Source organism: Paraburkholderia sp. HC6.4b, from assembly GCF_014200875.1.
In the GTDB taxonomy this organism is placed as follows: domain Bacteria; phylum Pseudomonadota; class Gammaproteobacteria; order Burkholderiales; family Burkholderiaceae; genus Paraburkholderia; species Paraburkholderia tuberum.
Window position 1 is genome coordinate 163,610 of sequence record NZ_JACHDC010000005.1, and the last position, 22,722, is coordinate 186,331.

Below are 22,722 nucleotides of genomic sequence, written 5' to 3' on the forward strand. Positions count from 1 at the left end.
GGACGCTCCGGCGCGGTTTCAAGAGGCCCGGCGCGCGACGCCGTCGAGATAACGGCTTAGGAACGCCGGTAATTCAGGATCGCCGCAATTGGCGATGTTGAAGCGCATCCACGTGCTCGGCGACTGCTGCGGCGAAAACAGCCCGCCCGGCGTCAGCAGATAGCCGGCTTCGTGCCCGGCCGCGGCGAGCGCGCCTGCGTCGACGCCGGTGTCGGCCCACAGGAACATCCCGGCCGTCGGCGTCAGAAACAGCTTCATGCCGGTCTTCTCGATCATCCGCACGGCCTTCTCGCGCACGCCGTCGAGCCGTGCGCGAATGCGCTCGACGTGCCGCCGGTAGTGGCCCTCGGTCAGGATCTTGTAGATCACGCGCTCGTTCAACTCCGGGCTCGTCATGCCGACCAGCATCTTCTGATTGGCGACCACCATCGCGACCTCTGCCGCGCACGCGATGAAACCGACGCGCAGATTCGGCGCAAGCGTCTTCGAGAAACTGCCGAGGTAGATCACGCGCTTTAGCTGATCGAGGCTCGCGAGCCGCGTACCGGCGTAGCTGGGCGGGCACAGGTCGCCGTAGATGTCGTCCTCGACGACGATGAAGTCATACGCCTCGGCAAGCCGCAGGATGCGGAACGCCTGCGCGGCGCTCAGCGAGGTGCCGGTCGGGTTCTGCAGCACCGAGTTGATCACCAGCATTTTGGGGCGCCATTCCTGGACCAGCGCTTCGAGCGCGTCGAGATCGGGGCCGTCCGGTGTGTACGGCATGCCGACGAGCCGCGCGCCCTGCGACGCGAAGCAGCCGAACATCTGGAACCACGCCGGATCGCCGACGATCACCGCATCACCCGGCTTCACGTAGATGCGCGAAATGAGGTCGATCGCCTGGGTGACGCCCGACACCATCACGATCTGCTCGGGCGACGCGCCGATCTCCAACTCCTCGAGCCGCGTCTGCAACTGCTGACGCAGCGGCAGGAAACCTTGCGCGGTGCCGATGCCGAGCATCTGCATGCCGCTTTGCCGGCCGAGCGTGCGCAGCGCGTTGGTGATCAGGTCGCCGTCGAGCCAGCGGGCCGGCAGATAGCCGAGGCCCGGGCTGCGCTCGGGCCGCGCGCCGGTGTGCAGCATGTTGCGCAGCAGCCAGACGACGTCGATATTGGCCGGCGCGGGCAGCGTCTCGGCGCGCGGGTGCAGCTCGGAGACCGTCGCCGCGCCGCCCTGGCGCTCGCGCACATAGAAGCCGGAGCCGCGCCGCGACTCCAGAAAACCCTGCGCGACGAGCCGCTCGTACGCTTCGACCACCGTGAAGCGCGACACGCCCTTGTCGAGCGCGAGCTTGCGGATCGACGGCATGCGCATGCCGGGGCGGAACACGCGCTCCTCGATGCGGCGCCGCGCCCATTGGACGAGCTGTTCGACCAGCGTCAACGACGCGGTGTCGTGCGGGGCGGGAATCTGGGTAAGCGGGACGGACATGACGGACTCCAACTGTACCGAATAGTATCGCGCCGATTGTACCGTTACTGTGCAGGTCACGGCCGTTACACTTGAATCCAGCGAGGCTGGTGACACCATGTAAATCCATACGTATGGCCGGCCGATCCGGCAAACGGTTATGCTTACGGCCCCGGCAGCGCTGCCCACAAGCGTGGCGCGCAACTGGCCCTTGCACAGAACAGCGTTTTCCGTCGATCCGCCATGACCACCCTGACAGCCCAATCGCTCAGTCTCGATCACCTCGTCGTCTCCGCGCGCACCTTGGACGAAGGCGTCCAGTACGTCGCCGATACGCTCGGCGTCGCGCCGGCCGGCGGTGGCGCGCATCCGCTGATGCGGACCCACAATCGCCTGCTCGGCCTGTGGGGCGGGGTCTACCTGGAAGTGGTCGCCATCGATCCGCACGCCGCGGCCGAGGCAACCGATGGCACCGCGCCGCGCCCGCGCCTGTTCGCGCTCGACGACCCGGTGACGCAGGCGCGACTGGAAAACGGGCCGTATCTGTCGCATTGGGTCGCGCGCGTCGAGCGGCCGAAGCATCTGGCGACGTGGCAAGCGCAGTATCCGCAGCGCATCGCGCCGGTCGTGCCGATGACGCGCGGCGATTTCACGTGGGGCCTGACGGTGCCCGACGACGGGTCGTTCCCCGCGTGGCAAGGCGCCGGCGACGGCGTGCTGCCCTCGCTGATCCAGTGGGACTCGATGCGGCATCCGTCGCAGTCGCTGGCGCCGACGAACCTCGCGCTGAAAGCGTTGAAAGCCGTGCATCCGCGGCCAGAGCTGATTGGCGAGCAACTGCGCTGGCTCGGCGCCGCGCACCTGCTCGACGTACAGCCGACCGACGGCGCGGCGGCGCTCGTCGCCGAATTCGAAACACCCGAGGGTTCTCGAACCCTCGGATAAACAGCGCGTGGTTGGGCAACCCCCGTGGCAACCCCGGTGGCACCCCAGCGGCAATGGTTGGCCAGTCGCGCGATAATTGAAATTTTGACCGGTTCCAGAAATACCAGAGGAGATCATGGACCAAAGCGACCTGAAAGCCCCGACGTGGCAATTGTCCGAACGCGCGCGCAAGCTCACGAGCTCCGCGATCCGCGAGATCCTGAAGGTCACGGAACGGCCCGAAGTCATCTCCTTCGCCGGCGGCCTGCCCTCGCCTGCCACCTTCCCGGCCGAGCGCATGCGCGAGGCGTCCGACCGCATCCTGCGCGACACGCCCGCCGCGGCGCTGCAGTACAGCGCGACCGAAGGTTATCTGCCGCTGCGCGAATGGGTCGCGCAACGCTACTCGATCAACGGCGCGCAGATCCGTGCGTCGCAGGTGCTGATCACGACCGGCTCGCAACAGGCGCTCGACCTGCTCGGCAAGGTGCTGATCTGCGTCGATAGCCCGGTGCTGGTCGAAACGCCGACCTACCTCGGCGCGCTGCAATCGTTCTCGATGTACGAGCCGCACTACGTGCAGGTGCCGACCGACGAGCAGGGCCTGATCCCCGAGGGCCTGAAGCCGGAACTGACCAATGGCGCGCGTCTGCTGTACGCGCAGCCGAATTTCCAGAATCCGACGGGCCGCCGTCTGCCGGTCGAACGCCGCCGCGCGCTCGCCGAGTTCGCGAAGACCGCGCCGTTCCCGGTGATCGAGGACGATCCCTACGGCGCGCTCGACTACGCGGGCGAACCGCTGCCGACGATGTTGTCGATGGCGCCCGATCACATCGTCTATCTCGGCTCGTTCTCGAAGGTGCTCGCGCCGGGTCTGCGCGTCGGTTTCATCATCGCGCCCGAGGAACTGATCTTCAAACTCGTGCAGGCCAAGCAGGCCACCGACCTGCACACGCCGAGCTTCACGCAGCGCATCGTGCACGAGGTGGTCAAGGACGGCTTTCTCGACACGCACGTGCCGACGATCCGCGAGCTGTATCGCAACCAGTGCGACGCGATGCTCACCGCGCTCGAGCGCTATATGCCCGATGGCGTCAGCTGGAACCGTCCGGAAGGCGGCATGTTCATCTGGGTCAATCTGCCGGCGGGCATCGACACCATGAAGCTGCTCGAGGAAGCGGTCGCGCAGAACGTCGCGTTCGTGCCGGGCGATCCGTTTTTCGCGAGCGAGGCGCAGCACAACACGCTGCGTCTGTCGTTCGTCACGGTGCCACCGGCTAAAATCGACGAAGGCGTGGCGCGTCTCGCCGCACTCGTGCGCGCGAAAATCTGAACGGCGTTAGCCGCACTGCCATCGGGGTGAAGCTTGCACGCGCGTTGCGTGCGGACTTCGCCCCGCCTGCATTCATGCAATCTCACCGAAACGAGGACACGATATGGCTCAATCGAATGTGTACGACAAGCTCAAGGAACTCGGCATCGAATTGCCGGCGGCGGGTGCGCCGGCAGCGGCCTATGTGATGAGCGCGCAAAGCGGCAACACGGTGTACCTGTCGGGCCACATCGCCAGGAAGGACGGCAAGGTGTGGGTCGGCAAGCTCGGCGCGACGCTCTCCACCGAGGAAGGCAAGGCCGCCGCGCGCTCGATCGCGATCGATCTGCTCGCCACCTTGCATGCGCACGTCGGCGACCTGAACCGCGTCACGCGCGTCGTCAAGCTGATGAGCCTCGTCAACTCGACGCTCGAGTTCACCGAGCAGCATCTGGTCACCAACGGTGCGTCCGAGCTGATCGCCGACGTGTTCGGCGAACGCGGCAAGCACGCGCGCTCGGCGTTCGGCGTCGCGCAGATTCCGCTCGGCGCGTGCGTGGAGATCGAGCTGATCGCCGAGGTCCAATAGCATCGACGCGATGTGACAATGCGTGCGGTGTCGCGCGAGATCGGCACCTGATTCACGCCGCATTGCGATTGAAACGCGCCGACCGGTGTCACGCACCGGCGGCGCGTTTTTCTTTTATGGCGACGGTGGATCGCCGCCGCGCAGGCGGATAGAATCCGCGAACTCCCTCAACGTCCATTGCGCCGGGGCCTGTCGATGTCCGCTCACACCGTTCGTTTCAAACAGGTCGACGTGTTTACGTCGACACCGTTCAAGGGCAATCCGCTTGCCGTCGTGTTCGATGCCGACGCGCTCGATACCGCGCAAATGCAGGCCATTGCGCGCTGGACCAATCTGTCCGAAACCACGTTTCTGCTAAAGCCGACCGACGCGGCCGCCGACTATCGCGTGCGCATCTTCACGCCGGGGGGCGAGTTGCCGTTCGCGGGTCATCCGACCTTGGGCACCGCGCATGCTTTGCGCGAAAGCGGCTACCAGCCGAAGCAGGCCGGCAAGCTGATCCAGCAATGCGGCGTGGGTCTCGTCGAACTCGAAGCGCTCGACGGCGGCGACAACATGCACGGCGCATGGGCGTTCGCCGCGCCGCCCGCGCGCGTGACACCGCTCGCCGAGCATCGTTACGAAGCGCTGTCTACGGCTTTACGTAGTCAGGCGATCGACTTCAGCGCGCCGCCATGCGCGGTCGACAACGGTGCGCCGTGGCTCGTCGTGCGGGTCGATTCGGCACGCGCCTGCCTCGCGCTCGAACCCGACGCGGCGGCGCTCGCCGAGCTCGTGCATTCGGTCGACACGCACGGCGTCGCCGTGTATGGACCGCACGACGCCGACGGCCCCGCGACGTTCGAGGTCCGTTGCCTGATGGCGGGCGGCGGCTTCGGTGTCGGCGAAGACCCGGTGACGGGCAGCGCCAATGCCGCGCTCGCGGGTCTGCTGAACCTGCAGCACCGTCGTCCCGCCGCGCGCTACACGGCGCGTCAGGGCACCGCGCTCGGGCGCGCGGGCCACGTGTCGGTCCACTACGACGATGCGCGCGGCAAGATCTGGATCGGCGGGCCTTCGGTGACGATCGTCGACGGCACGTGCCGGCTCGCGTAAGCGAGCTGCGGCTTCGCGCGCACGCCACGGCGACACGCCACATGCCGCCGCTTCACACCACAAAAAGCCGCAGCGCGATGGCGTCGCCATACCTGGTTCTCCGAATTCATCGTGGCCGGATTGCAAAAGCCCTGCCAGAAACTGCCGAGTGGCAGGCACCGTTGCCGATGAAGTCTTCGACAAATCACGGACCGGCCGCGTCATAAGACCGGCGATGCAGGCCACGTGAACAGCCGCACCCGGGCCCCCGCCGCGCGAGCGTATACCCCATGCCCGGAAGCTTCCTTAATCCAGTGGCATTCAGTAATATCGAACCGTATCCGATGACCTGTGGACGGTCCGGCGCGGCGCCACGCCCTCTCATCCTGCGCAGCAGCTTTGGCATCTTGGTCACCATGCAGCCATCCATCTATTTCGCGCAGTCGATGCCCATGCGTTTGCAAGCGGCCCGCACCCAGCCAAGGCCCGCGCGATGACTCAGTCCCGCTTCTCCGAGCCGCGCGAAGCCAGGCCGCGACGCGATCCATTGGTCACGCGCCGGCGCGCATTGCTCGTCATTCCCGCCCTCGGGGTACTCGTACTGATCCTGCTGTGGACCGTGATCTTCGCGCGGCTGTCGGTAGAAAGGGACGCGACGTACCGCGAAGCGATGGCGTCTTCCGCAATACTTTCCGCGGCGCTCGAGCAGCACACCATCAAGGCGATTCACCAGGTCGATCAGATCACGCGCTTCGTCAAGTACGAGTTCGAAAAGACGCCCAATCATTTCGATCTCGCGAGCACGGTCGAAAAAGGCGTCGTGCAAAGCGAAACGCTCGTGCAGGTGTCGATAATCGACGAGCACGGCAGACTGATCGCCAATACGGCCGAACTCAACCCCGCTCACATCGACTTGTCGGACCGCGAGCACTTCAAGGTCCACGAGCACGAAAACGACGACCAGCTGTACATCAGCAAGCCCGTGCTCGGCCGCGTGTCGGGTCACTGGACGCTGCAGATGACGCGGCGTCTCAATCATCCGGACGGCTCGTTCGCGGGCGTCATCGTGGTCTCCGAAGACCCGAGCTACTTTACGTCGGACTTCTACAACAACGCGGCGATCGGCCGCGAAGGCGTGATCGCGGTGATCTCGGACAGCGGCACCGTGCTCGCGCGCCGCACCGGCAACGCCAGCAGGACGAGCAGCACGTTCACCGCGAGCGGCACGTATCCGACCTCGGAGCATGTGTCGGGCACCTACGTCGATTCGATCGACAACGTCACGCGCATCGTGTCGTACCGGCACATCGACGGCTATCCGCTCGGCGTGCTCGTCGGTCTTTCGCAGGGCGAAGAATTCGCCGATTACAACCACACGCGCAACGTCTATCTGTTGATGGCGGGCTTCATCTCGCTCGCGATGCTCAGCTTCTTCGCGGTCGCGACCGGCCTGATAGGCAAACTGCTAGGCCGCGAGCGCGAGATGACGCAACTCGTCGAATACGATCTGTTGACCGGCCTGCGCAATCGCTACGCGACGCTGCAGGCGCTGCGCCATGACGTCGCGCAGCCGTTCAACCTGGGTCGCCTCGCGATTCTTTTTATCGACCTCGACAACTTCAAGACCGTCAACGACACGCTCGGCCACAACGCCGGCGACATCGTGCTGCAGATGACAGCCTCGCGCCTCGCCACCGCGGTCGGCGACGACGGCGCGCTGAGCCGCATCGGCGGGGACGAGTTCGTCGTCGTGATCAAGGGCGACGATGTCGAAAAGCGCGCGGTCGCGCTCGCCGAAGCCGCCGGCGAAGCGTTCTCGAAGCCGTTCGAGGTGCGCGGCAGCGCGTTCGTGCTGCATGCGAGCATCGGCATCGCGCTGTACTCGGTCGCCAACGAAAGCGAGATCGACCTGCTGAAGAAAGCCGACCTCGCGATGTACAGCGCGAAGGACGCCGGCAAGAACTGCTACCAGTTCTATTCGCCGCATCTGTCGCATCGCGCCGACCATCTGATGAAGTGGGAGCAGCAGTTGCGCGTCGCGCTGGCCGAGGGGCAACTGTTCCTCGCCTATCAGCCGAAGATCGATCTGAAGCGCCGCTGCATCACCGGCTTCGAAGCGCTCGTGCGCTGGAACCATCCGCAGCACGGACTGATCCCGGCCAACGAGTTTATCCCCGTGGCCGAGTCGACCGGCCTGATCGTGCCGATCGGCGACTTCGTGATCGAGACCGCATGCCGTCAGCTCGCGCAATGGCAGCAGCAGGGCTACGACACGCTATCGCTCGCGGTGAACATTTCGGCGGTGCAGTTCTGGCGCGGCGACCTGTTCGAAACGGTCTCGCGCGCGATCGAGGAAACCGGCATCTCCGCCCGTCGCCTCGAACTCGAAATCACCGAAACGACGATGATGGAATTTCCGGAAGTGGTCTCCGAAAAAATCTTCGCGCTGAAGCGTCTCGGCGTACGCATCGCGCTCGACGACTTCGGCACCGGCTACTCTTCGCTGTCCTATCTCAACCGCTTTGCCGTCGATACGCTGAAGGTGGACCGCTCGTTCGTCCAGGCGATTCCGGGCGACCGCAGCGTCTGCGTGATGGTCACCGCGATCGTCAACCTCGCGCGCTCGCTCGGGCTCACGGTGGTGGTCGAAGGCACTGAGACCGAAGAGCAGATTGCGTGGCTGGCCGCGCTCGGCCATATCGAGGCACAGGGCTTTCTGTTCTCGCGGCCGGTGCCAGTGGAGGCGATCCCGGCACTGCTCGAGCGCTTCGGGGTATGCGGCATGAACAGCGTCGGCGGCCGCCGCGTCGCGCACGAAGCCCACAGCGCAAGCAGCCTATCCAGCAACAATTAAAGGACGGGCGCCCGCATGGCGGGGCCCGCGCAGCGCCGATGCAGACCATCACGAGCGATGAGGCTGCCCGCCGCGGGCAACGGGAACCGCTATGGACGCTGTTCCGGGTCGTGTGCGGCCTGTCGGCGCTGTCGTGGGGCGGTCTCGCGTTGATGGCGCAGCTCGAGCATCATTACGTGGAACGCGAGGGGCGGCTCTCGCGCGTGGCGTTCTCGGACCTGATCGCGCTCGCGTGGATGGTGCCGGGACCCGTCGGCTGCAACGTCGCCGTGCAGCTCGGGCACGCGCTGCGCGGACGCGCGGGCGCATGGGTCGCCGGGGTGGCGAGCGTACTGCCCTTCTTCACGCTGATGACGCTGTTCGCGATCTTCTATCGCACGCCCATCGTGCACACGATCGCGTCGCAAACCCTGCTGCATCACTTCAGCGTCGTGCTCGCGACGCTGATCGCGCTCACCTGGTACAAGCAAACCCGCGCGCTCGTGCGGGGCAAGCTCGAATGGACGGCGGCGCTGCTCGGCAGCATCGCGCTGCTCTATGCGCACAGCGCCGCGGCGTATGTGGTGATGCTCGGCGCGGCCTTCGGCGCCGGCTGGTTCGCGAGTCGGGAACGCGACTCGCGACTCGCCGTGTCGCTCCAGCGCGGCGACTGTCGGCTGCTGGCCGCGCTCGGCGTGCTGCTCGTGCTGTTTGCGCTGCCGCTGCCGCATTGCTATGACCTCGCGCTGCTGTGGCCGCGCCTCGCGGGCGCCGGCATGACGCTGTTCGGCGGCGGCTTCTCGGCGTTGCCGGTGCTGAAGACGCTGTTCGTCACGCCGGCGGTCGGCGTGTCCGATAACGACTTCACGCTCGCGTTTACGCTGTCGCCGTTGTCCCCGGGACCCCTGCTGAACGTGGTCCCGTTCTTCGGTTATCTCGTCGATGGCTGGCTCGGCGCGCTGATCGCGACGCTCGCGCTATTCGTGCCGTCAGGCTGCCTCGTCGTGCTCGCGCAGCGGCATCTGCATCAGTTGAAGGTGAACCCGCGCTTCGAGCACGGCATGAGGATTCTGCGCGCGGTCACGACCGCGTTTCTCGCGGTCGCGGTACTGCGCATTGCGGTGCGCGTACCGCTGGAGCCGATCTATCTGCTGACCGCGACGTTCTCCGCGATGTGCTTCGCGAAGCTGAAGGTGCCGGTGTATGCCGTGTATGGAACGGTGGCGGTGGCGTGCGGTTTGTGGCTCGCGTACGGCGCCACGACGTGATGCGTCGCGGGCCGCGCGAAGCCTGCTGCGCCGTTGGCGATCCGGCGATCCGGCGATCCGGCGATCCGGCGATCCGCCGATCAGAACCCGCGCGACAGCACAGCGAAGCCGATCGTCACGACGCCCAGCACGAGATTGATCAGCACGAGACGGCGGACCGTGCCGACCGCCTGCGCGCCATCTGGCCACTTCTGCGCCTGCACCGCGCGGCGAATGCGCGGATATACGGCGAAGCGGATATGCCCGAAGATCAGCATCATCACGATGCCGAGACCGGCCATCGCATGCAGCGGCCAGCTAGCATGAGCGCCGCCGAATTGCATCAGCAGGAAGCCGCCGCTGATCAGGATCACGAGCACCGACACCCCGACCCAGTTGAAGAAGCGGCCAAATACCGACTCCCACAGCGGCAGGCGCAGTTGCGGCGACAGATCGCCGAGCGCAGGGCGCAGGCAGAAATGCGCGAACACCATACCGCCGACCCACACCGCCACCCCGAGCAGATGCAGAAAAAGCGCGACTTCGACAGCCTTGTTCATGTAGTTTTCCTCTCCCGACGACGCCACACCGTTTAGGACACGCGATCCCGCTCAGCACCAACTGAGCGCGTTCGACCATACGTGATGCAGGCAGTTCCGGGTATCGACGTCTATTGCGTCGTGTTTTGTCGTTGTGATCGCGGCCCGTTCATCTGGCCGCGACGCCGCCGCGCCCCGTTTGCTTCCACGCCCTTCGCGCGACGGACTCTGCTGCGACAGACCGCGAGCGCCCCGCATGCTAGCAGGCGCCCTCGGTTTTGCAGCGTCAAACTTCGTTAAATCGACTCCACTAGGCCGGCAGCACCGGACGCATGCCGTCGAGCTTCAGCTTGCTGGCGGGCGCGCGTCCCTTGCGCGCACGCTTGCCGACATGCGCCGCAAGCTCGGCGCCGGCCAGCTTCTCCTCGTCGACGCGGCCGCCACGACGCGTGCCGATCAGCATCACGCCTGCTTTGTTGATCGCGAGCGCCTGCACGAGCGTTTCGTTGTCGTCGAGCGCCATCAGCGTGACGCCACGGCCGCCGCCCGACAGCGTCTTCATCTCGTCGAGGCCGAACACGAGCAGACGTCCGCCCGACGACAGACACGCGACCTGCGCCGCGTCCGGCAGCATCGGCATCGGCGCGAGCGGCGCGGCGCCGGCGTCGATCGTCATGAACGACTTGCCGGCCTTCACGCGGCTCACCATATCGCCGACCTTCGCGATGAAGCCGAAGCCGTTGCTCGACGCGAGCAGCAGCGCCTGTTCCGCCGACGCCGCGTAGTAGTGCATCAAATGACTGCCCGATTCGAGCTCGATCAGCGACGTGACCGGCACGCCGTCGCCGCGTCCGCCCGGCAGTTGAGCCACCGCGACCGAATAGACGCGCCCGTTGCTACCCCACGCGATCAGCGTATCGGGCGTGCGGCATTGGAACGCCGCGTAGAGGCCGTCGCCGGCCTTGAAGCTGAAGCCGGCCGTATCGAGCCCGTGGCCCTTCAGCGCGCGCACCCAGCCCTTTTGCGACACCACGACGGTGACCGGCTCGTCGACCACGCGCGCTTCGAACGTCGCGCGCTTTTCCTGCTGGATCAGCGTGCGGCGCTCGTCGCCATACTGTTTCGCGTCGGCTTCGATTTCCTTGATCAGCAGGCGCTTCATCGCCGGTTCGCTGCCGAGCAGCTCTTCGAGCTTGGCCTTCTCGTCGCGCAGCTCGGCCAGTTCCTTCTCGATCTTGATCTTCTCGAGGCGCGCCAACTGACGCAGCCGGATTTCGAGGATGTCCTCGGCCTGGCGATCCGTGAGACCGAACGCGGCCATCAGCGCGACCTTCGGCTCGTCCGATTCGCGAATGATGCGGATGACTTCGTCGATATTCAGGAAGACGATCATCCGGCCTTCGAGAATATGGATGCGGTCGTCGACCTTCGACAGACGATGCCGCGTGCGGCGCGTCACCGTCGCGAAACGGAACGCGATCCACTCGTGCAGGATTTCGCTCAAGCCCTTCTGACGCGGCCGGCCATCGCCGCCGACCATCACCATGTTCAGCGGTGCGTTCGATTCGAGGCTCGTATGCGCGAGCAGCGTGTTGACGAAGTCGGTCTGATCGATGCGGCTCGACTTCGGCTCGAACACGAGACGCACCGGCGCGTCCTTGCCCGATTCGTCGCGCACCGCGTCGACGAGCCCGAGCAGCGTCTGCCGCGTCTGCAACTGCTCGGGCGTCAGCGTCTTCTTGCCGAGCTTGATTTTCGGGTTGGTCTGTTCTTCGATTTCCTCGAGCACCTTCTGCGCGGCCGTATTCGGCGGCAGTTCGGTGATCACGAGTTGCCACTGGCCACGCGCGAGATCCTCGATCTTCCAGCGCGCGCGCACCTTCAGGCTGCCGCGGCCGGTTTCGTACGCGGTGGCGATTTCCGCCTCGCTCGAAATGATCTGGCCGCCGCCGGGGAAGTCCGGACCGGGCACGTGCTGCATCAGCTCCGCATGCGAGAGCTTCGGATTGCGGATCAGCGCGACCGCCGCTCCTGCGACTTCGCGCAGGTTGTGCGACGGAATTTCCGTCGCGAGGCCGACGGCGATGCCCGATGCGCCATTGAGCAGCACGAACGGCAGACGCGCCGGCAGCACCTTCGGCTCTTCGAACGAGCCGTCGTAGTTCGGCATGAAGTCGACCGTGCCCTGGTCGATTTCGGCGAGCAGCAGCTTTGCGATCGGCGTCAGGCGCGCTTCGGTGTAACGCATCGCCGCCGCGCCGTCGCCGTCGCGCGAGCCGAAGTTGCCCTGGCCGTCGATCAGCGGATAGCGCATCGAAAAGTCTTGCGCGAGACGCACGAGTGCGTCGTACGCGGACTGGTCGCCGTGCGGGTGATACTTACCGAGCACGTCGCCGACCACGCGCGCCGATTTGACCGGCTTCGCGTTGTCGCCGAGGCCCATCTCGTTCATCGCGAACAGGATGCGGCGCTGCACCGGCTTCTGCCCATCGCAAACATCGGGCAGCGCGCGGCCCTTGACCACGCTGACCGCATACTCGAGGTACGCGCGCTCCGCGTAGTTGCCGAGCGTCAGCACGTCGCTGTCCGACGGCGGCTCGTTGAAAAGGTCGAGAGTGTTATCGTCGTCCATCTAGATTCCGTGTCCGTGTTTGGCTTGAAGTGTCGTATGCCGCATTGAGGCGCAATGCGCTCAGATGTCCGCTTCCACTTCGTTGCCCTTCTCTTCGAGCCAGCTGCGGCGCGACGCCGCTTCGCCCTTGCCCATCAGCATCGTCATGCGCGCGACGGTCGCATCGTAGTCGAGTTCGCCGAGCGCGACCGGCTGCAGGCGGCGCGTGTCGGGATTCATCGTCGTGTCCCACAGCTGCTCGGCGCTCATTTCACCGAGCCCCTTGAAGCGGCTGATCGACCACTGGTTGTCGCGCACGCCGTCCTTGCGCAGCTTGTCGAGAATCGCCTCGAGCTCGCCTTCGTCGAGCGCATAGAGCTTCTGCGCGGGCTTCTTGCCGCGCGCGGGCGCATCGACGCGAAACAACGGCGGACGCGCGACGCACACATGACCGCGCTCGATCAGTTGCGGGAAATGCTTGAAGAACAGCGTGAGCAGCAGCACCTGGATATGCGAGCCGTCGACGTCCGCATCCGACAGAATGCAGATCTTGCCGTAGCGCAGATTCGACAGATCGACCTTGTCGTCCGGATTATGCGGATCGACGCCGATCGCCACTGAAATGTCGTGCACCTCGTTGTTCGCGAACAGGCGATCACGTTCGGTTTCCCATGTGTTCAGCACCTTGCCGCGCAGCGGCAGGATCGCCTGGTATTCCTTGTCGCGGCCCATCTTCGCGGAGCCGCCCGCCGAGTCGCCCTCGACGAGGAACAGCTCGTTGCGGCCGATTTCCGTCGATTCGCAATCGGTCAGCTTGCCGGGCAGCACGGCAACGCCCGAGCTCTTGCGTTTCTCGACCTTCTGCCCCGCGCGCGTGCGCGCCTGCGCCTGCTTGATCACGAGGTCCGCGAGTTTCTTGCCATGCTCGACGTGCTGGTTCAACCACAGTTCGAGCGCCGGCCGAGCGAACGACGACACGAGCTTGACCGCATCGCGGCTATTCAGGCGCTCCTTGATCTGCCCTTGAAACTGCGGATCGAGCACCTTCGCCGACAGCACGAACGACACCCGCGCGAACACGTCTTCGGCGAGCAGTTTCACGCCCTTCGGCTGCAGGTTGTGCAACTCGACGAAGCTCTTGACCGCCTGATAAAGACCGTCGCGCAAGCCCGACTCATGCGTGCCGCCCGCGGGCGTAGGAATCAGGTTCACGTACGACTCGCGCGTGAGCGGCCCTTCCTCGCTCCACGCGACGACCCACGCCGCGCCCTCGCCTTCGGCGAACGTCTCTTCGCTCGAACGCGAGCTTTCCGCGTAGCGCTCGCCCTCGAACAGCGGAATCAGCAGATCGCTGCCGTTCATGCCTTCGAGCAGATAGCCGCGCAGGCCGTCTTCGTATTTCCAGCTTTGCCGCTCGCCGGTTTTTTCGTTGACGAGCGTGACCTCGACGCCCGGCAACAGCACCGCCTTTGAGCGCAACAGACGCTGCAATTCGCCGAGCGGCAGGTTCGGCGAATCGAAGTACTTCGGATCGGCCCACGCGGTCACGCGCGTGCCGGATTTCTTGTCGGCCTTGGTGGCGGCACGCACTTCGAGCGGCTTCGCGACGTCGCCGTGCGCGAAGCTCAGTCCGGCGACCTTGCCGTCGCGCCACACGGTGACGTCGAGCCGCGTGGACAGCGCGTTGGTGACCGACACGCCGACGCCGTGCAGACCGCCCGAGAACGTATAGGCGCCGCCGGCGGCCTTGTCGAACTTGCCGCCCGCGTGCAAGCGCGTGAAAACGATTTCGACGACCGGTACGCCTTCGTCGGGGTGCAGGCCGAACGGAATGCCGCGGCCGTCGTCGTCGACCGAGACCGAATGGTCCGCGTGCAGCGTGACCGTGATTTGCCGGCCGTAGCCGCCGAGGGCTTCGTCCGATGCGTTGTCGATGACTTCCTGAATGATGTGCAGCGGATTCTCGGTGCGGGTGTACATGCCGGGTCGTTGCTTGACCGGCTCCAGACCCTTCAACACCTTGATCGACGCTTCGCTATACGCGGCGTTTGGCTTTTTCGTAGACATGATTGACTCGGTGCGTCGGTTCATCGTTGTCCACAGGTCCTGTGGACAGGGCCGTGGACAATGCGTTGAGTATTCAAAAAAAGCGAAACGAAACAACGGGGTTAGGTGGAGCGCCCGCGATGCGGGCAAGCTGTTTTGTCGCGCGGCTTCCGTTGGCGCGCTCGAATGCCGGACATGGACGCACAACCCGCCGGGGAAGCCTGTTCGCGGGGTATTGTACTGATTTCGATCACCGCGGCAATTGACCCCGCGCTGAATTGGCCGACTGGACAAGGCACGGCGGGCGTTGGGGGACATGCAATGGAGGATGGACGGCTCGCAGGACGGCGGCGCGATAGGTATCGGCGGAAATGCACGGGCGCGCGCCGGCTGAATTTCGGTGCCGTGCGCGGCGGCGCTTTCTGTTGTTTTTGTGCCGGCCGCGCACGCCGCGTTACTTGACGCGGTTTTCCAGCTCGTCCCAACGTTCGAGCGCGAGCATCAACTCTTCGTCGATCTCGGCATAGCGCTCGGTCAGACGCGCGCCTTCGCGTGCATCTTTCGCGAACACCGAGCCGTCTTCGAGCTGCGCGCCGATTGCCTTCTGTTCGGCCTCGAGGTCGGCAATCATTTTCGGTAGCGCCTCCAGTTCGCGCTGCTCCTTGAACGACAGCTTCGCGCTGCGCTGCGCATTGCGGCCCGACGCGCTGTCCTTCGGCGCCGCTTCTTTCGGCGCTTCCTTGCTCGATTCTTTCTGCGCTTCGAGCGCGAGTTGCTCCGAGCGATCGCGCTGCGTCTGCCAGTCCGTGAAGCCGCCGACGTATTCGCGCCACTTGCCGCCGCCTTCCGAGGCGATCACCGACGTCACGACGTTATCGAGAAACGCGCGGTCGTGGCTGACGAGCAGCACCGTGCCGTCGTAGTCGATCAGCAGTTCTTCGAGCAGTTCGAGCGTCGGAATGTCGAGGTCGTTGGTCGGTTCATCGAGCACCAGCACGTTGGCCGGGCGCGCGAACAGGCGCGCGAGCAACAGCCGGTTGCGCTCGCCGCCCGACAGCGACTTGACCGGCGAACGCGCGCGCTCCGGTGCGAACAGGAAGTCGCCGAGATAGCTCATCACGTGCTTCTTCTGGCCGTTGATTTCGACCCACTCGCTGCCGGGGCTGATCGTGTCCGCGAGACTCTTTTCCAGATCGAGCGCCGCGCGCATCTGATCAAAATACGCGACCTGCGGATTCGTGCCGACGCGCACGTTGCCCTCGTCGGGCGCGAGTTCACCGAGGATCAGCTTCAGCAGCGTGGTCTTGCCCGCGCCGTTCGGACCGATGAAGCCGATCTTGTCGCCGCGCATCACCGTGGCCGTGAAGCGGTCCACCACCGCGCGCTCGCCATAGCGCTTCGTCACGTCCGTCAGTTCCGCCACGATCTTGCCGGACTTCTCGCCCTGACCGACGTCGAGCTTCACGTTGCCCTGCCCGTTGCGGCGCTCGGCGCGCTCGTTGCGCATCTGCACGAGGCGCGCGATGCGGCCGACGCTGCGCGTGCGGCGTGCCTCGACGCCCTTGCGAATCCACACTTCTTCCTGCGCGAGCAGTTTGTCGAACTTCTCGTTCTCGATGCGCTCGACTTCGAGCTGCTGCGCCTTGCGCGTCTGGTACGCGGAGAAATTGCCCGGATACGACAGCAGCCGCCCGCGATCGAGCTCGACGATGCGCGTCGCGACGCGGTCGAGAAACGCGCGATCGTGTGTGATGAACAGCAGCCCAGCGCGCAGCGACACCAGCAGATCTTCGAGCCAGCGGATGCCGTCGAAGTCGAGATGGTTGGTCGGCTCGTCGAGCAGCAGCACGTCGGGCTGCACGACGAGCGCGCGCGCGAGCGCGGCGCGCTTCTGCATGCCGCCCGACAGCGAGCCGACACGGGCTTCGCCGTTCAGGCCGATCTGCTGCAGCGTGGTCGCGACGCGCGTGCTCCAATTCCATGCGTCCGCGGCGTCCAACGACGATTGCAGCGTGTTCATGCGCGCGAGCAGCGCGTCGTGTTCGGCGCCCTCAGGCGTGTCGGCGAGTTGATGCGCGACCGCGTCGTATTCGTCGAGCAGCGCGCGCGCCTCGGTGAGTCCGGCGGCGACCGCGTCGAACACGGTGTCGTCGGCGTTGAACTCGGGCTCCTGCGGCACGTAGACCGTGCTCAGATGCTGCTGACGCGTGACGAGGCCGTCGTCGGGTTTGGCCAGATCGGCGACGATTTTCAACAGCGACGACTTGCCCGCGCCGTTGCGCCCGATCAGCCCGACGTGCTCGCCCGCTTCGAGCGAGAAATCCGCGTGGTCGAGCAGCGCGACGTGACCGAACGCGAGCTGCGCTCCGGTAATGGTGTAAAGCGACATGGGAATGGGAGAAGACGGCGATGAGTCGGAACTGCTCATTGTACCGGGCGCAGGGCCGGTCGCAGGTATGCCGGGCGGGAACATCCGTGCGATGAAGCGCGCAACGCAGCGTGCAACGCTATCGGCGCGCGCCGGCCCGGCCTTTCAAGCAGTTGCTTACTTGACGTGCACCGTGATCGTCTTGCTCATCTCCGGCCCATACGAGCGATGCTCGCCGTCGCCGAATTGCAGCGTCAGCGTATGGTCGCCCGGCGGCAGCGTCAGATCGGCTTCAGTCTGGCCTTTGCCGAAGTGCAGCGACTTGTCGGTCGCGGGGACGACCTCGCCCTTCGGCAGCGGCTTGCCGTCGATCAGCAGGTGATGATGCCCGGTGCCGTCCGTCAGCGTGCCGGCGGGCGCGATCTTCATGCCGTCAAGGCCAAACACGACGTGCACCGGATTGGTGACGGTGGCGCCGTCCGCCGGTTGCACGAAGGTCACGCCCGCCGCCTGCGCCACACCTGACCCGGCGAGTAGCCCAGCCGCCGCGACGCCGACCAACCATCTGCTTTTAAACATCGTCTTCTCCTTTGGAAACGAAACCCGGCGATGCGGCGCCGCCAGCGGCCTCTCCGAGACCGATCGTCGCAATACGTGCGAAGCGAGCGCCGCATCTGTCCAATCAAATAGCTTGCAGGCCAAAGCGTACACGGCTTGTGTGACGATGCCCGTCGCGCGAACCCGGGCTCGCCGCAGAGCGTTGGGGCGGCGCCGCATCGGTCGTCTGCGGCTGATTTGACAAATTCCGGTAATATTGCGGGTCGCCGCGCCGCCCCATAAAGGGGCAGAGCAAGCCGGCCATTGCATTGAACGAGAGAGCGTGTCGTGAGCGAAGTAATCGAAGTGACGGAATTCAAGAGCTGGGTCTGCCTGATTTGCGGTTGGATCTACAACGAGGAAGACGGTCTGCCCGAAGAAGGCATCGGACCGGGCACGCGTTTCGCCGACATTCCGGAAGACTGGCGCTGCCCGCTGTGCGACGTGGGCAAGGCGGAGTTCGCGGTGGTGGAGTTTTGACAGTGAGATGAGCTTGGGGCGATAGGCGCGGTTGCGTGCGCTTCGCCAGATGCTCAGGTGGTTTGCGCGGCCCGGCAGGCGATGTCTGCGGGGCCGTTTGTTTTTGCGGGATTTGTGCGAGGCGCGGGCGGCTGCCGGCTTGGCTCTCCTTTTGCCCGCGCCGGTTTGATATACTCTGCGCTCGGTGGTCAGTCTGGACTCACCGAGTCCTCGCCGACCTGTCCGGCCCGGTCCTCTCCCTGTAGTTCAATGGATAGAACAAGTGCCTCCTAAGCGCTAGATACAGGTTCGATTCCTGTCAGGGGGACCAGATAGCTTCCCGGCGTTGCTCAGAAAAGTATTGAACATGGGCCCAATCTGCACTGACGAGTCGCCGCGAACGTGAGACGGTGCGGAGGCAGCGCGCAGAAATTCAGCGAGCTTCACCTGTTGCGGTTCGTCCCTCGCCAAAGTGGTCGGGCTGGCAGTGACGATGCGTTTGCGGCCAGCGCGTACCTCACTACTCCCGGCGTCGCAGCAATATTCCGCTCGAGCATAGACCACACAAAGGTTGCCGGCTCTCGCCTGGATATCGATTGCCACTAGCCCATCCATTCGTGCCCGCTCTAGCGGTACTCGTCAATCTCCACCGTGCCGCTCAGCGCTTCTGGCAGTTCGTCCTCGTTGCCGTCGCCGGACAGCAGTTCGGAAAGCTCGTCTGCGCGTACCGCCAGCATCGCTTTCTCGATCTCCCTGTCGTATCGGCGGTTGTTCCGATCATGCCGGGCGTGCGCCTTACGCGCGTACTTCTGAACGAAGCAACCACGCTCGCCAGCGAGGCGGTCCCGCTTTCGTTTTGCGATCACGGGAGCCGAGGGCCACATGTTCCGCCGTCGGTCTCATGGACCTCAAGCGAGTCACACTCAATCGCGAGTTCGGCACCCAGAGTGGAATAGATGAAAGCAAGCAGTGCGGCTTTCTTGTCGGTAAGTCGCTCTCCAGCTTCGAGCACAGCACTGGCCCGCGCGTGCTTCGCGTCGTCCGGGGCAACGATGTGAATGCCGTAGACGATATTCAGCAAGCCAAGATGCTCAACCGAAACACACGTCACGCCGTTGAACGTGACCAACGCGCGCCTGTTGGCAAGGTACAGGCCTAGCGTCAGCGTCCGGGGCTCGGTATTCGGGCCAATGACCACGCTGTCCAGATACCAATCGTGGAAATAGCCCCACGCCTTCAATATTTCATCCGTCATATCGATTTACCAAGGGAGCAAGGAGACCGGCGCGCCCTCGTCGCGGATGTAGCCGTCCCAACCGTGCGCGTGCGGATTTGGATTGCCGTGGTGCGCTTCAAGGTCAAAGTCCGCTAGCGGCGTGCCATTCGGCCCGAACTGACGCAACTGCGGCATCGTCCCCGGCATACTGGAGATCCACGTCCCCGGCGTGCCTTTGAACGGCATCCCGGCAACTTCATCTGCTGCGCCACCCGGCATGTCGGGCTGATAGTCGAACGCCTGCGCATCGCCAGGCGGCGTTGATACCGGCGTAGCGATGGTTCCATCCGGAAGCACGTCACCGGGGCGGGCGAACCAGATGGCGAGATCATCGTCGGCGGCCAGTCGCGGAAGTACTGGACGCTGGAATGAACGCCCGGCACTCACCACAGGCAGAGCGCGCCTGAATAGCTGCGACGGCGTGACGGTCGCGTAGTACGGCCAGACCTTCTGCTCAATAGGCGCACCGCCTCCGCGCGACGTACGCGGCGTGGCACGACTGCGATCACATCGCCACGTTCGACGGCGTTCTGTAGCGCCCGGGCGGTCTGCTCTGGAGCAGCGCTACTCGCGTATGCACCACTGCGCGCGTTGCGCATGAATTCGACGAGCCGCGCCAGCTGACGTGTGTCGCGCGTGAGTTCCCGCAATCCTGCCGAGGTAATGAGCTGGCGGCCGGCGCGCGCCTCGTTGCTCAGGGCATTTCCGTGATACTCATGTCGCGTGTAGAGCGTGCAGCGCCGATGCGTTCCGACGTCGAAGTCAATCGCCATCTGTCTGTAATCCCATCAACTTGTGCCTCCTCCAAAAGCGATTTGAAGAGGCTATGTAGCACAAAGCCGGGAACGGAGCGACAGATCCGACACAATCGTTGACACTCGTCCCTGCGCCGGTCCGCCATGCGTCACCACGCACGGCCGTGCGCGCGCCGAAGCGCCGAAAAGGCCGGACGAAAAACCGGACTTGCAAGGATTCCTGCAAGGAGGAGACGAGTCTAGATGCTGCTGAATGCGGAGCAGCACTGAGGCGGCGAAGCGGCGAAAAACTACTCTCTTATGTGACGCCGGATATGAAGCGGCCCCGCTTTAGGGGGCTATACAAGCAAATCAATCGCCCCGCGATCGATTGCGCCGCATCCAGGTCACACAGGAATCGCACCCGTTTTTCCTCAGGAGACCGATTCGAGGGGCACAGGTGGGGGGCACAAAAAATCGAAAACTCCCCGCAAACACCGCCAGCCTTGACGTATGAATTCTGTCAGGGCGACCAACCGCCACCAGTGCTCTTAAAAGCCCCGCACACCTTCGCTGCGGTGCTTTTCGTTGCCGATCCGCCTTCCAGGCGAACCACCCGTTCGACAACCCCGGAAAATCAGGCCGCTCCCGGAAATCTCAGATCGCTATAATCTGCGAGCCGACTTCGAAACGTTTCCGAGGACCGACATGGATCAAGCGCTTGAATGCGTTACCGCGTTGAATTTTTGTGAGCAGGCCTATCTCGCCGCAAATCCGGACGTCGCTGAGGCCGTCAGGCTCGGCGCATTACGATCGGGAAGATCGCATTTCGAAGTTTTCGGAAGCGCCGAAAGTCATCGCAGGCAAGATGCACTGATGGCGGCCCAATCCAGGCAGGAACGAAGAAAAAGAATAGCGTCTGTCCTTCGCACTGATATGCCATTTAGTGACGACGGAAAATTTTTCGATTTTTTGTCGCCCGATCTGCGCTCCCACTTCGACATTTACGACTCGGAACTGGCCGGCAGCAATCTGTACGATCAGGATGCACTGAGTATGATCGAGCGCCATCCGTCGGGGATCATTCTGGATTGTGGGGCCGGCAGCCGTCCCGCAATCTACGAAAACGTGATCAATTTCGACATCACCAACTATCCATCCACCGATGTGCGAGGTGTCGGCGAAGTTCTGCCATTCAAAGATGCATCGTTCGATGGCCTTCTGTCGTTGAATGTCCTCGAACATGTGAAGGACCCATTCACTGCCGCCAAAGAGATTCTTCGCGTGTTGAAGCCAGGAGGCGATCTGGTCGTGGTGGTTCCGCTCACTCAACCTACTCACGGCTACCCGCATCACTACTACAACATGACAGCCGAGGGGATTCTCAACCTGTTCGGATCTGCGATCAATGTCGAACGTGTGTACGTACCGGAATCGACATCGGCCATCTGGTCGATTTACTGGATCATGAGCGAATGGGCCGATGGTCTCGACGAGAATGCGCTGAAGGAATTCAAGGCGCTCACGGTCGAAGAAATTCTGCAAGGGCCGCCGACGTTGCTGGATCGATCGTTTGTGAAGCAGCTAAGCGCGAAAAAGAATCTCGACATTGCGAGTTCGACGACGGTGATCGCGAAACGCGTTTGAGACGACGCCAGTCCAGCGGTTCCATTATTTTTGCATCGGCCGACGGACACTTTGCTCGTATATCGAAGGGTCGACGACGTTCATCTGATCCTTTGGGCGTTCACCAAAAACTCGCTCGAAGTCCTCGGGACCCAGAATGTCAGCAGCGTCGTGGAGAAAAGACGAATAGGCCTGGTTCAGCTCCGAGGCGGACGGAACATCGCCGCCCTGCGGGGCAGGTTGCAAACGCTCGACCCGCACCATAAATGCGCGTCGATGATTCATCAACGACTTGATTTTCGCATCCGCGTCGGGACCCTTCAAAGTCGCCTGAAGATGCTCCTGAAAATCGTCGACATCGGATTCCTGATGTCCTGGCTTCATCGCGTCACTCCCGCTTGGTGTCGAGCACTGAATCTTCTTGCTCGCCCATGCAGCATGCTGCTTGCCGTATGGTCCGAAGATCGCGATGCTCAACCAGTAGCCCCTGGACTTGCGGACGGTAGCTGGAGCCGCTCCACCGCTGCCGGTCGCCCAAAGAATCTGGTTTGACAGCTGATGGCATACACCATCGCGACCATAGCTGAATATCGTTCCACGAGCGGCCGGATCGATGTTCGAGTCCACATCGGGCTTACATAGACAACTAGCATAAAGCAGATTTGCCGCGCCGGAAGCCAAAAAACCATCCGCACTGACCGGCGTCCCACCTCGGGCGTGGAAGCTGCCCCAGCTGTACCAATAGTGCTCGCCCGCGATCAGGACGTCCGCCAGCGCTGGGTAAATCTTCACGCGGCTGTCGTAGGTCGTCACCCATGTATGGTCGACCACGGAATCCTGGAAATACGCCGGAACGGACCACGCGAACAATGTAACGGCGCTCATTGCTTCACCTTTTCGTCCGGTCGCGTCACAGCGCTGTCGCGCGATTCTCGCCCGATAAGCCGGTAAGAACTTTACTCACCTCAAAGGTTATACGCGCTCAGCGGTATTACGCGGAAAAACATGGACGAGCCAGCCATGCTCGGCAAC

The 22,722-nt window shown here is 64.1% G+C and carries 19 protein-coding genes and 1 tRNA gene; 9 read left to right on the top strand and 11 right to left on the bottom strand.

The window, feature by feature from the left end; translation table 11 throughout:
* Positions 1-18: 18 nt before the first annotated feature.
* Positions 19-1,476, bottom strand: coding sequence for a PLP-dependent aminotransferase family protein (locus HDG34_RS09460; RefSeq protein ID WP_184059480.1), 1,458 nt, complete (start codon positions 1,474-1,476; stop codon positions 19-21).
* A gap of 231 nt (positions 1,477-1,707) precedes the next feature.
* Here HDG34_RS09460 and HDG34_RS09465 point away from each other — a divergent pair, with 231 nt between their 5' ends.
* The 6 genes from HDG34_RS09465 to HDG34_RS09490 all read left to right on the top strand — a co-directional run bounded on the left by HDG34_RS09465 (position 1,708) and on the right by HDG34_RS09490 (position 9,455).
* Positions 1,708-2,400 carry a VOC family protein gene (locus HDG34_RS09465; RefSeq protein WP_184059784.1) on the top strand — a complete coding sequence of 231 codons (693 nt, stop codon included), beginning with the start codon at positions 1,708-1,710 and terminating at the stop codon, positions 2,398-2,400.
* A 115-nt stretch (positions 2,401-2,515) separates the two neighbouring features.
* Entirely contained in the window at positions 2,516-3,712 is a 1,197-nt protein-coding gene (locus HDG34_RS09470; RefSeq protein WP_184059482.1) for a PLP-dependent aminotransferase family protein, read from the top strand.
* Positions 3,713-3,815: 103 nt separating this feature from the next.
* A complete protein-coding gene (locus HDG34_RS09475; RefSeq protein ID WP_184059485.1) occupies positions 3,816-4,280 on the top strand; it encodes a RidA family protein in 465 nt (154 codons plus the stop codon).
* 195 nt (positions 4,281-4,475) lie between these two features.
* Positions 4,476-5,375 carry a PhzF family phenazine biosynthesis protein gene (locus tag HDG34_RS09480; RefSeq protein ID WP_184021471.1) on the top strand — a complete coding sequence of 300 codons (900 nt, stop codon included), beginning with the start codon at positions 4,476-4,478 and terminating at the stop codon, positions 5,373-5,375.
* Between the two features lie 472 nt (positions 5,376-5,847).
* Positions 5,848-8,208 carry an EAL domain-containing protein gene (locus HDG34_RS09485; protein ID WP_090803602.1) on the top strand — a complete coding sequence of 787 codons (2,361 nt, stop codon included), beginning with the start codon at positions 5,848-5,850 and terminating at the stop codon, positions 8,206-8,208.
* A gap of 38 nt (positions 8,209-8,246) precedes the next feature.
* A complete protein-coding gene (locus HDG34_RS09490; protein WP_184059487.1) occupies positions 8,247-9,455 on the top strand; it encodes a chromate transporter in 1,209 nt (402 codons plus the stop codon).
* Positions 9,456-9,535: 80 nt separating this feature from the next.
* Here HDG34_RS09490 and HDG34_RS09495 read toward each other — a convergent pair whose 3' ends face one another.
* The 5 genes from HDG34_RS09495 to HDG34_RS09515 all read right to left on the bottom strand — a co-directional run bounded on the left by HDG34_RS09495 (position 9,536) and on the right by HDG34_RS09515 (position 17,577).
* Complete coding sequence (locus tag HDG34_RS09495) at positions 9,536-9,994, bottom strand: CopD family protein (RefSeq protein ID WP_184059489.1); 459 nt, start codon at positions 9,992-9,994, stop codon at positions 9,536-9,538.
* Positions 9,995-10,283: 289 nt separating this feature from the next.
* Positions 10,284-12,605 (bottom strand): DNA topoisomerase IV subunit A, encoded by a 2,322-nt coding sequence (parC, locus tag HDG34_RS09500; protein WP_184059490.1) that lies wholly within the window; start codon positions 12,603-12,605, stop codon positions 10,284-10,286.
* 60 nt (positions 12,606-12,665) lie between these two features.
* On the bottom strand, positions 12,666-14,651 hold the full coding sequence (locus tag HDG34_RS09505) for a DNA topoisomerase IV subunit B (protein WP_184059492.1): 1,986 nt from the start codon (positions 14,649-14,651) through the stop codon (positions 12,666-12,668).
* Between the two features lie 433 nt (positions 14,652-15,084).
* Complete coding sequence (locus tag HDG34_RS09510) at positions 15,085-17,019, bottom strand: ATP-binding cassette domain-containing protein (protein WP_184059494.1); 1,935 nt, start codon at positions 17,017-17,019, stop codon at positions 15,085-15,087.
* Positions 17,020-17,175: 156 nt separating this feature from the next.
* Entirely contained in the window at positions 17,176-17,577 is a 402-nt protein-coding gene (locus HDG34_RS09515) for a DUF4399 domain-containing protein (RefSeq protein WP_184059497.1), read from the bottom strand.
* 306 nt (positions 17,578-17,883) lie between these two features.
* Between HDG34_RS09515 and HDG34_RS09520 the strand changes: the two genes are divergently transcribed.
* Both HDG34_RS09520 and HDG34_RS09525 read left to right on the top strand, forming a co-directional pair.
* The gene (locus HDG34_RS09520) at positions 17,884-18,075 is read left to right on the top strand and encodes a rubredoxin (protein WP_090803595.1); all 192 of its coding nucleotides are present in this window, start codon (positions 17,884-17,886) and stop codon (positions 18,073-18,075) included.
* Between the two features lie 235 nt (positions 18,076-18,310).
* Positions 18,311-18,385: transfer RNA gene (locus tag HDG34_RS09525), tRNA-Arg, on the top strand.
* Between the two features lie 295 nt (positions 18,386-18,680).
* On the opposite strand, the gene HDG34_RS09530 is transcribed toward HDG34_RS09525, so the two are convergent.
* From HDG34_RS09530 to HDG34_RS09545, 4 genes are read right to left on the bottom strand one after another with little or no spacing between them, the layout of a single operon-like run.
* Positions 18,681-18,920, bottom strand: coding sequence for a hypothetical protein (locus HDG34_RS09530; protein WP_184059499.1), 240 nt, complete (start codon positions 18,918-18,920; stop codon positions 18,681-18,683).
* Positions 18,917-19,309 carry a hypothetical protein gene (locus HDG34_RS09535; RefSeq protein WP_244144823.1) on the bottom strand — a complete coding sequence of 131 codons (393 nt, stop codon included), beginning with the start codon at positions 19,307-19,309 and terminating at the stop codon, positions 18,917-18,919. Before HDG34_RS09535 ends, HDG34_RS09530 begins: the two co-directional genes overlap by 4 nt.
* Positions 19,310-19,315: 6 nt before the next feature.
* Entirely contained in the window at positions 19,316-19,717 is a 402-nt protein-coding gene (locus tag HDG34_RS09540; protein ID WP_184146123.1) for a hypothetical protein, read from the bottom strand.
* Positions 19,714-20,103, bottom strand: a complete 390-nt coding sequence (locus HDG34_RS09545) for a hypothetical protein (protein ID WP_184059503.1) — start codon at positions 20,101-20,103, stop codon at positions 19,714-19,716. Before HDG34_RS09545 ends, HDG34_RS09540 begins: the two co-directional genes overlap by 4 nt.
* Positions 20,104-20,772: 669 nt before the next feature.
* On the opposite strand from HDG34_RS09545, the gene HDG34_RS09550 reads away from it, so the two are divergent.
* Positions 20,773-21,711 (top strand): class I SAM-dependent methyltransferase, encoded by a 939-nt coding sequence (locus HDG34_RS09550; RefSeq protein ID WP_184059505.1) that lies wholly within the window; start codon positions 20,773-20,775, stop codon positions 21,709-21,711.
* Positions 21,712-21,735: 24 nt separating this feature from the next.
* Here HDG34_RS09550 and HDG34_RS09555 read toward each other — a convergent pair whose 3' ends face one another.
* Positions 21,736-22,575: a hypothetical protein gene (locus tag HDG34_RS09555; protein ID WP_184059507.1), complete on the bottom strand. Its 840-nt coding sequence runs from the start codon at positions 22,573-22,575 to the stop codon at positions 21,736-21,738.
* Positions 22,576-22,722: the final 147 nt, after the last annotated feature.

Coding starts and splice junctions, on each gene's coding strand:
- HDG34_RS09460 (WP_184059480.1), bottom strand. CDS start 1,476: ATGTCCGTCCCGCTTACCCAGATTCCCGCCCCGCACGACACCGCGTCG.
- HDG34_RS09470 (WP_184059482.1), top strand. CDS start 2,516: ATGGACCAAAGCGACCTGAAAGCCCCGACGTGGCAATTGTCCGAACGC.
- HDG34_RS09475 (WP_184059485.1), top strand. CDS start 3,816: ATGGCTCAATCGAATGTGTACGACAAGCTCAAGGAACTCGGCATCGAA.
- HDG34_RS09480 (WP_184021471.1), top strand. CDS start 4,476: ATGTCCGCTCACACCGTTCGTTTCAAACAGGTCGACGTGTTTACGTCG.
- HDG34_RS09485 (WP_090803602.1), top strand. CDS start 5,848: ATGACTCAGTCCCGCTTCTCCGAGCCGCGCGAAGCCAGGCCGCGACGC.
- HDG34_RS09490 (WP_184059487.1), top strand. CDS start 8,247: ATGCAGACCATCACGAGCGATGAGGCTGCCCGCCGCGGGCAACGGGAA.
- HDG34_RS09495 (WP_184059489.1), bottom strand. CDS start 9,994: ATGAACAAGGCTGTCGAAGTCGCGCTTTTTCTGCATCTGCTCGGGGTG.
- parC (WP_184059490.1), bottom strand. CDS start 12,605: ATGGACGACGATAACACTCTCGACCTTTTCAACGAGCCGCCGTCGGAC.
- HDG34_RS09505 (WP_184059492.1), bottom strand. CDS start 14,651: ATGTCTACGAAAAAGCCAAACGCCGCGTATAGCGAAGCGTCGATCAAG.
- HDG34_RS09510 (WP_184059494.1), bottom strand. CDS start 17,019: ATGTCGCTTTACACCATTACCGGAGCGCAGCTCGCGTTCGGTCACGTC.
- HDG34_RS09515 (WP_184059497.1), bottom strand. CDS start 17,577: ATGTTTAAAAGCAGATGGTTGGTCGGCGTCGCGGCGGCTGGGCTACTC.
- HDG34_RS09535 (WP_244144823.1), bottom strand. CDS start 19,309: ATGACGGATGAAATATTGAAGGCGTGGGGCTATTTCCACGATTGGTAT.
- HDG34_RS09545 (WP_184059503.1), bottom strand. CDS start 20,103: ATGGCGATTGACTTCGACGTCGGAACGCATCGGCGCTGCACGCTCTAC.
- HDG34_RS09550 (WP_184059505.1), top strand. CDS start 20,773: ATGGATCAAGCGCTTGAATGCGTTACCGCGTTGAATTTTTGTGAGCAG.
- HDG34_RS09555 (WP_184059507.1), bottom strand. CDS start 22,575: ATGAGCGCCGTTACATTGTTCGCGTGGTCCGTTCCGGCGTATTTCCAG.